The organism is Streptosporangium sp. NPDC006013, from assembly GCF_040614275.1.
Classification (GTDB): domain Bacteria; phylum Actinomycetota; class Actinomycetes; order Streptosporangiales; family Streptosporangiaceae; genus Streptosporangium.
On sequence record NZ_JBEXUE010000063.1, the window covers coordinates 1 to 11687 of the forward strand.

12 protein-coding genes and 1 riboswitch are annotated in these 11687 nt (G+C 67.9%); of the genes, 5 read left to right on the top strand and 7 right to left on the bottom strand.

The genetic code is table 11. The features are described 5' to 3' along the window. From ABZ260_RS12750 to ABZ260_RS12760, 3 genes are all read left to right on the top strand, one after another. Positions 1 to 655, top strand: a 655-nt coding sequence (locus ABZ260_RS12750; protein WP_355616220.1) for a hypothetical protein, incomplete at its 5' end; no start/stop codon positions are given. A gap of 61 nt (positions 656 to 716) precedes the next feature. Then, positions 717 to 1103 carry a roadblock/LC7 domain-containing protein gene (locus tag ABZ260_RS12755; RefSeq protein WP_350930394.1) on the top strand — a complete coding sequence of 129 codons (387 nt, stop codon included), beginning with the start codon at positions 717 to 719 and terminating at the stop codon, positions 1101 to 1103. Positions 1104 to 1115: 12 nt separating this feature from the next. Beyond that, positions 1116 to 1487: a hypothetical protein gene (locus ABZ260_RS12760; RefSeq protein ID WP_355616222.1), complete on the top strand. Its 372-nt coding sequence runs from the start codon at positions 1116 to 1118 to the stop codon at positions 1485 to 1487. A 127-nt stretch (positions 1488 to 1614) separates the two neighbouring features. On the opposite strand, the gene ABZ260_RS12765 is transcribed toward ABZ260_RS12760, so the two are convergent. The 5 genes from ABZ260_RS12765 to ABZ260_RS12785 all read right to left on the bottom strand — a co-directional run bounded on the left by ABZ260_RS12765 (position 1615) and on the right by ABZ260_RS12785 (position 7405). Next, positions 1615 to 2607, bottom strand: coding sequence for a hypothetical protein (locus tag ABZ260_RS12765; RefSeq protein WP_355616224.1), 993 nt, complete (start codon positions 2605 to 2607; stop codon positions 1615 to 1617). Between the two features lie 235 nt (positions 2608 to 2842). Further along, positions 2843 to 2994, bottom strand: a riboswitch (cyclic di-AMP (ydaO/yuaA leader). A 412-nt stretch (positions 2995 to 3406) separates the two neighbouring features. Further along, positions 3407 to 4207: a DUF4253 domain-containing protein gene (locus ABZ260_RS12770; RefSeq protein WP_355616226.1), complete on the bottom strand. Its 801-nt coding sequence runs from the start codon at positions 4205 to 4207 to the stop codon at positions 3407 to 3409. Between the two features lie 164 nt (positions 4208 to 4371). Continuing rightward, a complete protein-coding gene (locus tag ABZ260_RS12775) occupies positions 4372 to 5211 on the bottom strand; it encodes a carbohydrate ABC transporter permease (RefSeq protein WP_355616228.1) in 840 nt (279 codons plus the stop codon). Further along, a complete protein-coding gene (locus ABZ260_RS12780; protein ID WP_355616230.1) occupies positions 5208 to 6146 on the bottom strand; it encodes a sugar ABC transporter permease in 939 nt (312 codons plus the stop codon). The genes ABZ260_RS12775 and ABZ260_RS12780 overlap by 4 nt, the downstream gene beginning before the upstream one ends. Then, positions 6143 to 7405: an extracellular solute-binding protein gene (locus ABZ260_RS12785; protein ID WP_355616232.1), complete on the bottom strand. Its 1263-nt coding sequence runs from the start codon at positions 7403 to 7405 to the stop codon at positions 6143 to 6145. The genes ABZ260_RS12780 and ABZ260_RS12785 overlap by 4 nt, the downstream gene beginning before the upstream one ends. A gap of 169 nt (positions 7406 to 7574) precedes the next feature. Between ABZ260_RS12785 and ABZ260_RS12790 the strand changes: the two genes are divergently transcribed. Both ABZ260_RS12790 and ABZ260_RS12795 read left to right on the top strand, forming a co-directional pair. After that, positions 7575 to 8360, top strand: coding sequence for an IclR family transcriptional regulator (locus ABZ260_RS12790; RefSeq protein ID WP_355616234.1), 786 nt, complete (start codon positions 7575 to 7577; stop codon positions 8358 to 8360). A 118-nt stretch (positions 8361 to 8478) separates the two neighbouring features. Further along, entirely contained in the window at positions 8479 to 9423 is a 945-nt protein-coding gene (locus ABZ260_RS12795) for a sugar kinase (protein WP_355616236.1), read from the top strand. Positions 9424 to 9453: 30 nt separating this feature from the next. Here ABZ260_RS12795 and ABZ260_RS12800 read toward each other — a convergent pair whose 3' ends face one another. Beyond that, entirely contained in the window at positions 9454 to 10614 is a 1161-nt protein-coding gene (locus ABZ260_RS12800) for an alpha/beta hydrolase (protein WP_355616238.1), read from the bottom strand. Further along, positions 10601 to 11659, bottom strand: a complete 1059-nt coding sequence (locus ABZ260_RS12805; RefSeq protein ID WP_355616240.1) for a hypothetical protein — start codon at positions 11657 to 11659, stop codon at positions 10601 to 10603. The genes ABZ260_RS12800 and ABZ260_RS12805 overlap by 14 nt, the downstream gene beginning before the upstream one ends. Positions 11660 to 11687 lie beyond the last annotated feature (28 nt).

Sequence of the window (11687 nt, forward strand, 5' to 3'; positions counted from 1 at the left end):
CGAGCCGCCGGTCGCCGCCCCGCAGATCCTCGGAGGCGACCGGCTCCTCGCCCAGGGTCTGCTCACCAGGGGCGAGCTGGAGTTCTGCGTGCTGAGCACGGTGCTCGACGCCAGCTACTTCCTGCTGGAGTCGACCGGGCACCGGCCCAGATTCCGGCGGGGAGAGCGGCACTGGCTCGGACCGCACTGGTACTTCGACGCGGCCGGCCTGCTCCGGGAGTGCAAGCGGAGGAAGGCGCAGTTGGAACAGACCTGGCCGTCCGCGGAGCTGGACATGCTCCCGGTCGTCCCGCGGAGGCGCATCGCCGCCCAGCGGGTGGTGCTGAGCTCGCTGCAGTGGGAGGTGCTGGTCGGCGCCGACTCCACGGCGACCCCGGCCGACCTGGCACGCAAGCTGGGCCGCCCGGCGTACTCGGTGCTGCTCGCCGTACGGCAGCTCGCCTCCCGTGGGCTGCTGCGCGTCCCGGAACCCGACGCGGCCGCCGCACCCGCCGCGCAGGACCCGCTGCCGAGACGGACGAGGGGGGCCACGGAGATCCCGGCAGCCGGAACGGGCTCCCTGGCGACGCCTGCGTCACTCCCCGGAGCCACCGGGGATCCGGCCGACGTCAACCTGCTCATCCGGCTCAGGAACGCATTGGAGGCACTGACTTGAGCCTGGTTCGATGCCGCCGATAAGGCTGCGGACGCTGAAGCTGATCGGAAGGAGGGTGCCGGTGGAACTGCGTGAGGAGATACGCCGGGAGATGGCGCTGCTGCGAGAGCGCATCCCCGACGTGGACGGGAGCATCGTGTGCAGCGTCGACGGCCTGACCCTGGCCAGTGATCTGGGCCGCGACACCGCCGCCGAGCAGACCGGCGCGCTCTCCTCCGCGCTCCTGGCCCTCAGCCGCCGGATGACGGGCATGGCCGGCAAGGGCACCTTCGAGGAGACGCTGATCTCCGGCACCAACGGCTACGCGGCCTGCTACGCCGCCGGACCCAAGATCGTCCTCACAGTCCTGGCACGCCCGGGGACCAACCTCGGGCTGCTCCGGCTGGAGGGCCGCAAGACGGCGGCCAGATTGGCCGCCATCACCTCGCGCATGTCGATAACCCAGTGATCGGAGACAGAAATGGGCAACATGGACATCTCTCTCAAGGAGATGATGGCGATCGACGGCGCCATCGGCGCGGTCATCGTCGACTACAACAGCGGGATGGCGCTGGGCGCGCTCGGCGGTTCCAAGGATCTCGACCTCCAGGTGGCGGCCGCGGGTAACACCGAGGTCGTCAAGGCCAAGATGCGGACCATGGAGTCGCTCGGTCTCAAGGACGGCATCGAGGACATCCTCATCACGCTCGGCACGCAGTACCACGTGATCCGCCCGCTCTCCGGCCGGAGCGGCAAAGGCCTGTTCATCTACATGGCCCTCGACCGGAACCGGGCCAACCTCGCGCTCGCGCGGCACCTCCTGCGCGGCATCGAGGAGAGGCTCGAGGTCTGATCCTGCCGTGGCACGTGCCCTTTCAGAAAGGGCACGGGCCACAGCAGGAGCTCACCGCCCGGGCGTTACCGGGGCGGTGAGCTCATCGATCGCGTCGGTGCGGGACGGCCGGAGATCGCGCCGGGCCTCAGCTCTGCTCAGCGACCGCCCTGCGGCGGAGACGGCCGGCGACCAGGTAGGTGGCACCGCCCGCGGCGAGCACTCCCGCCAGGGCCAGGGTGGCGGCCGTGGTGGCGGAGGGACCGGCCGGGGTCACGGCCGCCACCGGGGCGGTGGCCCCCAGGTCCCGGACACCCTGCTCGGTGGCCTTGGCACCGGCGCCGGACAGGGCGACCGGCTTGGCGGCGACGATCGCCCCGGGCGCGGTGAGGGGCTCGGACATGATCTTGGGCTTGGCGAACGTCTGGCTCACCTGCTGGGTCTTCACAGCCTTCTTGGACTGCTCGTCCTTGACCAGGACCGTCTGCGGAGGCTTCGCCGGGTTCGCGTCCCGGTAACGCCAGGCACCGGTGGAGAACGCCACGGGGTGGTTCTTCTTGCCCACGCCGTCACCCCACTTGGTGACCACGTACTTGACGTCGATGTGGCCCATGCCGCCGTTGCCGTCCACACCGAGCGTGGCGGGGTTGAACCGGCCACCGGTCAGGTCGGCGAAGGTCTTGGCGTCAATGTCGATCATGACGCCCACGTTGGAGGGCACGCCGGGACCGCGGTCACCGACGAAGAACTTGGCCTTCTTGCCCTTGTAGACGACGTAGCCCTCGGTGAACAGGGGCCAGCTCGGGCTGGCGATCATGCCCTTCTGCATCGGCTTGCCACTGGCCGGCAGACCGGTGTCGCCGGCCCGGCCCGAGGAGTCGTCCCAGAAGTAGGAGGCCCTGGTCGAGCCCTTGAGGAGCACGACCTCGTTGGCGGCCACCTCGGTGTCCGCGCCGGGGGAGGCGGCGGAGGCGGGGGCGGCGACGGTGGGGGAGGCGGGCAGCGCGGAGGCGACGCCGCCGGAGACGAGCACGCTCGCGCCGACGAGGGCGGCGGTGGTGAGACGGTTCTTGTACGAGAGGTTCTTGTACGAGAGGTTCTTGATCAGACCGGTCTTGGGCAGGTCAAAGGGGAGACGCATGAGGAAGGGGCTCTTTCACGAGGGAACGGGGCAGCCAGTTGCGACACACGACAAGGGGTGCACTGGCGGGGACGCGCTCTTCGGAAAAGCGGCGTGGCGAGATCAGCGGATCACTACGCGGAGCACGGTCCAGGTGCCGCGCTCAGGCGCGGCGGCGAAGGACGGAGATGAAGTTCAGGTGGTCGGCACGGGCAGGGCGGGCACCGACGCGGTGACGCGGTGATCCATGAGGGGGATCTCCTCTCCAGCTCGTCTACCGGGTTAGCTGACGGGTTCGGGCGATGGAGTTGCCCTACCGCCGCACATTCGCGGCGGATTCACCCCGGGAAAGTGGTTCCCCGGCTCCCTGGGCCCTGCGGGCCCGGTGGGATTCGACGTCGGCCGGCCGCTCCCTCTTGTGAAGGGCAGGTCGCCAACCGATATCCGTGGACACTACCCACCGAAATCGGACAAAGCAAAGCAAATGTCATGAAAACCCCAGAAGATCTACCTACAAGCTTCAAGAAAAGCCCATCGGAGACCCCGTCCCACCAACAACCGCCCTACCAGCGAGAACGTCTTGCCGATCTCGGGTTTCACACCCCGGAGGCCCGTATCCGAGGGCCTTCCGCGCCCACGAGGGGCCCAGTCGCGCGAGGGTGATCCACACCCCGCGCCCCGCACCCGAGGCCCTTCCGCGCCCGAGGAGAGATCACCCCGAGGTAGATCCCTCGCAAAGATCCACATTGGGGAGTCCACGCTCCCCGAGGAAGCCCTCCCTCGACGAAGGGCACCCCGGGGGGACCCACGACGGGCGAGCTCAGTCCCACCAGAACGACCAGGCGTTCCTGCCCTTGATCTGCTCGGCGTAGTCGATGAGGCTCCCCGCGCCCTGGATGATGCTGTCGGGGCAGAACGTCCAGTGCTCCGCGGCGACGTGCAGGGCGTGTTCCGAGGTCGTCGGGGGCGCGGCGACGCTGAGGTCGAGGGTGTTGAACCCCATCCCGACCAGCCGCACCCCGAACCTGTCCTCCCAGCTCCGTACCACCGCCGCGAGCGGGACCATCCACTCGTTGTGGTTCAGGGCGCCCTGCCAGCCCATGACGGCGAGGGCGTCGGCCCCGCGCTCGACCGCGACGAGTCCGAGCGGGGTCCTGCGCTCGGCCACCAGGCCCGCGTACCAGTCGGCGACCACGCCGGGATCGGCGGCGAGCCTTCCCGCCGGGGCCGGACCCGGACATTCGACTCCGAAGGGGTCGAGGATTTCGAGCTGGTCGATGTGGGCCTTGGCGATCCAGTCGGACCAGACCTCGGCCATGAACGCGGCGGCGTGGTAGTTGTCGATCTCGACGGCGGTGTCCGGGGCGATCTGACCGGCCGACCAGGGCTGCACCGAATCCTCCAGCAGCACCGGCCACAGGCCGGAGTGCTCGTGCTGCGCCCGCAGCCGTGCCCAGTACTCACCTGAGACGGCCACCTCGCTGAGCCAGAACGCCGGACGGCGACGAAGGGAGAGCTGAGCGTAACCGGGGTCGGGCCACACCACGTCACCCGGTGGCAGGTCCACCGAGAGCCTCCGGCCCTCGCCCCCGCCGCTCCCGTCGGCCTCGTCAGCGAACAACTGGCCCAGAACTGGCGGAAGCCTCCCACCCTCGCAATCGCTCATTCCTACCGATCCGATCCTGACCACGGACCAATTTTGGCCTGTCAACCATCCCGAGGGACAGTTCTGCCCTGGTCCAGGCAAAAATTATCGGTACAGAGGGGAACGGAGCCCGGCGGGTGTCAGTCCTTCACCGCCCCGCCCAGCCCGGCCACCAGCCTGCGCTGGACGGCCACGAAGAAGATCAGCACAGGAACGGTCATCAGCGTCGAGGCCGCCATGATGCCGCCCCAGTCGTTCTCGTCGGGCTTGAAGAAGACCAGCAGGGCCGAGGGCAGCGTCTGGTTGTCCCTGGCCGAGATGATGAAGGTCCTGGCGAAGATGAAGTCGTTCCAGGCGGTGATGAACGAGAAGACGCTCGTGGCGACCAGTCCCGGCGCGACGAGGGGAAAGAGGATCCGCCACAGGATCACCGGCCGGCTCGCACCGTCGATCATCGCAGCCTCCTCCAGCGTCTCGGGCACCGCGGCCACGAACCCCCTCATCATCCAGACGGCGAACGGCAGCGAGAACGCCAGGTGGACCAGGACGAGCGAGCCCAGGGTGTTGAGGCCCACGCCGGGCACCACCCCGCCGAGGTCGCGGACGAGGAAGAACAGCGGGATGGTGAGCGCCTCCACCGGCACCATCTGCGCCACCAGGAACATGATCAGCACGGTGGTACGGAACCGGAAGCGGAACCGGGTCACCGCGACCGCGGCGAGAAAGGCCACCAGCGCGGACAGGACGACGACGGTCAGGGCGACACCCAGGCTGTTGAGAAGGTAGCGGCCGAAGTTCTCGCCACCGAGCACCCGCCGGAAGTGCTCGAAGGTGGGTGCCAGGGTCCACGGGCGCACCTGGAGTGACTGGATCTCCCCGGCGGGCTTGAGCGCGGAGAGCACCATCCAGTAGATCGGGAAGAGGGTGACGAACGCGGTGACCAGCGCCACGGCGTTGGCGACCAGGCGGGACCTGCTCACAGCTTCTCCCCCGTACGGTAGAGGGCACGGATGTAGAAGAGGGTGACCGTGAGCAGGATCAGGGTCATGACGACGCCGATCGCCGCGCCAAGCCCGTACTCCGACGAGCCGAAGGCCGTCTGGTAGGCGTAGACGTTGAGCACCGAGTTCTGCCCAGCTATGCCGCCGCCGTTGGTCATCACATAGATCTGCGTGAAGATCTTGAAGTCCCAGATGATCGACTGAATGACCACGATCGTGATCAGCGGCCGCAGCATCGGCACGATGATCCGCCAGAACGAGTTCCACGCGGAGGCGCCGTCCAGGGCTGCCGCCTCCAGGACGGAGAGCGGAATGGCCTGGATCCCGGCGTAGAGGGTCACCATGACGAATGGGAAGGAGTGCCAGACCACCGTGGCACCGACGACCCCGAAGGTCACCCATTTGTCGTAGAACCAGTTATAGCCCTCGATGCCCAGGACCTGGTTGACCAGGCCCAGGTCGGCGTCGAAGAGGAACATCCAGACCGTCGAGCCGGTCATGGCGGGCGCGGCCCAGGCGGCCATGGCCGCCAGCGACAGCAGCAGCCGGGGCACCCGGCCCGCCCTGGTGAGCACGACGGCGAGGGTCGCGCCGACGGCCAGCGTCGCGACCACCAGAGCCGCGGCGAACACCAGGGTCTGCGCCAGCACCGACCAGAAGCGCTGGTCGCCCAGGAGCGTCGCGTAGTTCTCGAAGCCGATGAACCTCGTCGGCTCTCCCCCGCTGACCTGGGCCTGCCGGTAGTCGAACACCGACAGCAGGCCGAGCATGTAGATCGGGTAGCCGAAGAGCGGCAGCAGCACGGCAGCAGAGGGCAGCAGGTAGAGCCACGGCCTGAGCCCGCCGCCGGGGCGCGGCACCGCCCGGCGGACCCCGGCCCCGGAGCCCGCCGTCGTCGTGGTGGCGGTGGTCATGACCGGCCGAACGCCGCCTTCACCGCCGCGGCGGCCTCCTCGGTGGCCTGCTCGACTGTGGACTGCCCCGTGGCGATCTTCTGCAGCATGGTCGGGATGACCTTCTGGTTGTCGATCTTCACCCAGGCCGGGTCGATCGGCACGAAGCGGGTACCCGCCGCGACGGTGTCGAGGAACGGCTTGAGGAAGGGGTCCGAGGCCGCGAGCTCGTCCCGCGCGGAGGTCAGGGTGGGCAGGTTCCCCATGGCCTCGTACATCTTGGTCTGGTAGGTCTTGCCACCCAGCAGCTGGACGAACTTGACGGCCAGCGAGCGGTGCCCGCTGTTCTTCATGACGCCGAGGTTGTTGCCGCCGGAGAAGGCAGGGGCGATCGTCCCCTCCTCGGTGCCCGGCAGCGGCACCACCGCGTATTTGCCCGCCGCCGCGCCCGCGTCCACCGCGGACCTGCTGAAGTTGCCCAGGATGCCCATCGCGGCCTTGCCACTGGCGAACAGTTCGACGGTCTTGCCGCCGGTGAGGCTCGCACACGCCTGCGGCGGGCAGTTGTCATCCTTGAGCAGGTCGGTGTAGTTCTTCACACCCTTGCGGGCGGCGTCGCCGTCGAGGCTCTCGATGTCGCCTCCGGCGTCCCAGACGAAGGGCAGCGCGCCGAAGGTGTACTCCCCGCCGACGGCGACGCCGTACAGGTCGGGCTTCTTCTCACGGATCTCGCGGGCGGTCTCGGTCAGGGCCTTGATCGTCGTGGGCGGCTTGAGGCCGAGTTCCTCGAAGACGTCGGTGCGGTAGTAGAGGGCCCGGATGCCGATGTACCACGGCAGGCCGTAGACCTTGCCGTCGACGGTCGCGGACCCGAGCAGGTCCGTGCCGACGTCCTTGCCCTCCGGCCAGCTCGCGAGGTCGGCGCTCAGGTCGGCGAAGCCGCCCGCGGCGGCGTACTCGGCCAGGTCGGTGTTGCCGTACTCGGCGACGTCGGGGGCGCTGGCCGGGTCGTTGAACGCGCCCTTGAACTTCTCGTGCCGGGCCGGCGTCGTCGGGATGTAGGTGACCTCGACCTTCACCCCCGCGTTGGCCGCGGTGAACTCCTTGATCGCCTCTTCCACCACCTTCTCCTTGGGAGCACGGTTGGGCTCGTCGAAGAGCCAGACCCGCAGGGTTCCGGACTTCTCGTCGCCACCGCCCGCCGACGGGGCGGTGGACGGCGCGCACGCGGCGAGGGCCAGCAGGGCCACACCCGCCACGGCCATGTTCAGGAATTTCAAAGCGCCTCCTCCTGTTGGCGGCAGACCCTAAGAAGCCCCGTCCGCCACCGGAAGCAGATCACCGATTTGTTGTGCAGTGCAGAATGTTGTGCTGCAAACTGGCGCGAGGCGGCGTACTCGCCTACCTTGACCTGGTATTCGACCTGCCAGAGCACCATGGAAAGCCGTGATGAGTGAGCCCGCCCCGGAACGCAACCAGTCGGCCTCGCTCCGGCGTGCCCTCGCCGTCCTCGCGCACGTACGCGACCACGCGGGCGCGGGCCACGGCCTGTCGCTCACCCGGCTCGCCGAGGCGCTCGGCATGTCCAAGAGCACTGTGCTCCGGCTGGCCACCCCGCTCATCGAGGCCAGGCTGCTGGAACGCGACCGCAGGAGCGGCGCCTACCGGCTGGGTAGCGGCGCCCTCCACCTCGGGCAGGCCTACCTGGCCACGCTCGACCTGCGGACTGTGGCCGCCGAGGAGTCGCACCGGCTGATGACGGAGGCCAGGGAGACAGTCCATCTCGTGGTCTACGACCCGCCCGACGTGGTCTACATCGACAAGGTCGAGAACGAGACCAACGTGCGCATGGCCTCGCGCATCGGCAGCCGCGCTCCCGTCTACCGCACCGCCGTGGGCAAGGCGATCCTCGCCTGGCAGCCGGAGGAGGCAGTCGAGGAGATCGTGGCCGCCGGGCTGCCGTACGTCACCCGGCACACCATCACCGACGCCGCGCGCCTCCGTACCGAGCTGAGCCGGATCCGGCAGCGGGGCTACTCGGTCGACGACCGGGAGAACGAGCCCGAGGTGCGCTGCGTCGCGGCGCCGATCTTCAACCACAACGACGTCGCCACCTCGGCGATCTCCATCTCGGGCCTCACCTCCCGGATCACCGCCACGAGGGTACGAGAGCTGGGACCCCTGGTGGCCGAGACGGCCCTGCGCATCTCCAAGAAGCTCGGGGCGACCCGGTGACCGGCGAAACCGGACACGGTCCGCCCGCCGACGCCAGGACCGGTGTCGACCTCACCACCGGCACGACCCGTTGACCGGCGAAACCGGCACCGACCTCCCTAAGGACGACTCCTCTCCCATGACCGACCTGGTAACGCTCGGCGAGAGCATGGCACTGTTCAGCACGCGGCGTACCGGCCCGCTCAGGCACGCCCGCGACTTCGGGCTCGGCGTGGGTGGCGCGGAGTCCAACGTGGCCATCGGCGTCTGCCGCCTCGGCGGGCGCGCGGCCTGGATCGGCAGGGTGGGCGCCGACGAGTTCGGGGAACTGCTCCGCTCGACGCTGGCCGGCGAGGGCGTCGACGTACGGGGGATGCTGGTCGATCCCGAGGCGCCCACCGGCCTGATGATCAAGAGCAGGCGCACGTCCGAGGTGGTCGACGTGCGCTACTACCGTTCGGCGAGCGCCGGATCCCGGCTCCGCCCCGCCGACCTGGACGTCTCGCTGATCCGCTCGGCACGCGTGCTGCACGTCACCGGTATCACCCTCGCGCTGTCGGCGTCGGCCGCCGAGGCGGTGCGGGCCGCGATCGTCGAGGCCCGCGACGCGGGCGCGATCGTGTCGATGGACGTCAACTACCGCCGGGCCCTGTGGACGCCCGCCGAGGCGTCCGCCGCGCTGCGCGAGACCGTCGCCGCCGTGGACGTCCTGTTCGCCACCGAGGCCGAGGCCAGGCTGATCGTCGAGGGCGACGACCCGCTCACCCTGGCCCACGCCCTGTCGGACCTTGGCCCGCGCCACGTCCTCATCAAGCGCGGCGTCCTCGGCGCGATCGAGCTCTCCGACGGCGCCGTACGGCACGCGGAGCCCCACCGGGTCGCCGAGCTCGACCCGGTGGGCGCCGGGGACGCCTTCGCCGCCGGCTGGATCGCCGAGACCCTCGCCGGGGCGACCTCCGAGCGGCGCCTCGCCACCGCCTCCGCCGCCGGGGCCTTCGCGGTGACCGCCGACGGCGACTGGGAGAGCCTCCCCCGCCGCGCCGACCTCGACCTGCTCCGCCCGTCCGACGGGGTCAGCCGCTGATCGCCTCATACGGTCGCGCACACCGCCTTCTCACGGGGACTGCGAACGCCGGCTCTGGGCGATCAGGGCGGACACGTTCTTCTCTATGAACTTCTCGTTCAGCAACTCGAAGTGATCCTCGCGGAAGAGATCGAATATCCGAACCATGTCTTTCTGCCTGGCCTTGGCCACGATCTCATTGAAATACTGATCATAGTGATCGGAAAAGAATATTTTGATACGTGGACACAGAGAGCGCAACCTGTCGAGCCGCTGAAGAAACAGATCATACCTTCCCGGCTCCTCCCAGTATTCCCACCAGTCCTTCGCATGCTTCTGGATCTGCGCCAGATCCTTCTTGCTGATCTTGTGAAGGTATTCAGAGATGTTCTGGAACTCGATCAGGTCGGTCGGTATCTGGGAGATGCGCTTGAGTTCGGCCAGGGGTTGTTCAGGATCCATCTGGGCGAAACCGCCAGAAACCACCATTGACGAATGATTGATGTTGGGGTCCAGAAGAAGCAGCGCGGCGACCTTCGGCTTGCGTGCGGGATGGTCCTGCCACAGCTCACCCAACCGAAGGATCATGTCGGCCCCCACCGAAAATCCCACGAGGGCGAGCTTCTTCTGCGGATACTTCCTCTGGAGGCTGTTTATCGCGCCGTTGACAAGCTCGGCATGGGTCGTCAGGCCGATGGGACGGTATCTTCCGTCCCCGGCCTCGCGGGTGTTGAACCCGAACAGGGTGATCGCCGCCGTATGCTCGTGGGCGATGTTCATGTACGGCCGGAAATCGTTCGCGTCCAGCCCCAGCCCATGCAGGAGGATCACAAGCGTGCTGGACTCGGTCACCCGCTCCAGGTAATGAAGCTCCCGTCCGATCACCGCCTGGTCATTCGGCAGGTCGTCGTCGAAGTCGACGGTACGGATGTCCATGGACTCGCTGACGATACGCCGCCGTGACTCTCTGCGTCGCTCGATCACGCCCCTCGCCTTCCAGGTGAGTGCGCTGATCCCCAGGCCGGCACAGGCAAGCAGCGGCGCGGGCTCGGAAAGATACCCCCATACCAAGCCGATGACCTCGCGGGCATCGTCGCTGTAGATCCCGATGAGAACCCCGGAGGCACCGGCGACCAGACCGGCGGGCGTCCGGTAGCGACGCACGACCCCATCCAGGCGATCTCGCACACTCTGGCTGTCAGTCACCGCCATCCCCCTCCTCGCCGATTACGGTACGGAGATCCGCGCCCCGAGTGACGGTTCCGATGAAATGGGCGTCGCTGACGTCCGCCAGGTGGAGCACGGCCGGGTCACCGGATAGATGACCCTCGACCCGACATCCCTGCCGCAAAAGACCGTGGCTGGGATTCATCACCAGGAACAGGCCAGGGGAGGCCATGTTTGTCAGGATGCAGTTCTTTACCATATCTTGGATTCTCATGTCGTACTGAAAAAGAACAAAACTACATGTGATGACGTTGAATTCCTTTTCGGCAATGAAACGGGCAAGCTCTGGGATATCCAGCATGTCCAGCTCGCGGAGGGTGACCTTTTCTTTCATACCCTCGGTTTCACGGAGCGACCACACCAGCTCCTCGAACCGCTCCTCATAGTACGGAGACGGGCCATGGCAGGTGCGCACCCAGTCAAGGTCAGGCAGTGGCGGCGCATCGATTCCATATCGCGAGGCCAGCGGTATTTTCCTGTACCCGGGCGCCCGGGGGGACCAATCCAGATTCCGCGAGAACCGGTCGTACACGATCCTGTTGTTAAGCTGCCGGGGCAAGATACCCAGCCCGGTGCCGATATCGAGAAAACGCACTTCCGACAGCTGGTTCGCCATGGCGAACCCGCCGATGATCAGCTGGGGAACAAGGAATCGGCGAGCACCGGTGAACGAGTTCGAGTGGCCGCAGAGCGCCTCGGTCAGATCCTCCTCTCTCCTGCCGACCAGCTCACGGAGCAACCCCAGCCTGGTCGCCGGACTCACCTGGCTCCCGAACAGGCCGGCCATGTTCTGGTCGTTCAGCACGACCTGACGGACCGCGGCGCCGATCAGGGTTATGAGGTGGGCGTCACTGATGTGCGGCCGGGCGGTCCACACCGCGTTCAGCAGACGATCGAGAGCCGGATACCTGCTGGCGAGCAGTTCGCCGAGGGTGCGGTGCAGAACCCCCCATCCGTGATGGCCCTGCTGGTGCTGCCGGATCGCCGCGAGCGTGCGCGCGAACCGTTCTCTCGAATCGGCGAGCGTCATGACGCCTCCCCGGTCACTCGACGGCCAT

Coding starts and splice junctions, on each gene's coding strand:
- ABZ260_RS12790 (WP_355616234.1), top strand. CDS start 7,575: ATGAGTGAGCCCGCCCCGGAACGCAACCAGTCGGCCTCGCTCCGGCGT.
- ABZ260_RS12760 (WP_355616222.1), top strand. CDS start 1,116: ATGGGCAACATGGACATCTCTCTCAAGGAGATGATGGCGATCGACGGC.
- ABZ260_RS12805 (WP_355616240.1), bottom strand. CDS start 11,659: ATGACGCTCGCCGATTCGAGAGAACGGTTCGCGCGCACGCTCGCGGCG.
- ABZ260_RS12780 (WP_355616230.1), bottom strand. CDS start 6,146: ATGACCACCGCCACCACGACGACGGCGGGCTCCGGGGCCGGGGTCCGC.
- ABZ260_RS12795 (WP_355616236.1), top strand. CDS start 8,479: ATGACCGACCTGGTAACGCTCGGCGAGAGCATGGCACTGTTCAGCACG.
- ABZ260_RS12765 (WP_355616224.1), bottom strand. CDS start 2,607: ATGCGTCTCCCCTTTGACCTGCCCAAGACCGGTCTGATCAAGAACCTC.
- ABZ260_RS12800 (WP_355616238.1), bottom strand. CDS start 10,614: ATGGCGGTGACTGACAGCCAGAGTGTGCGAGATCGCCTGGATGGGGTC.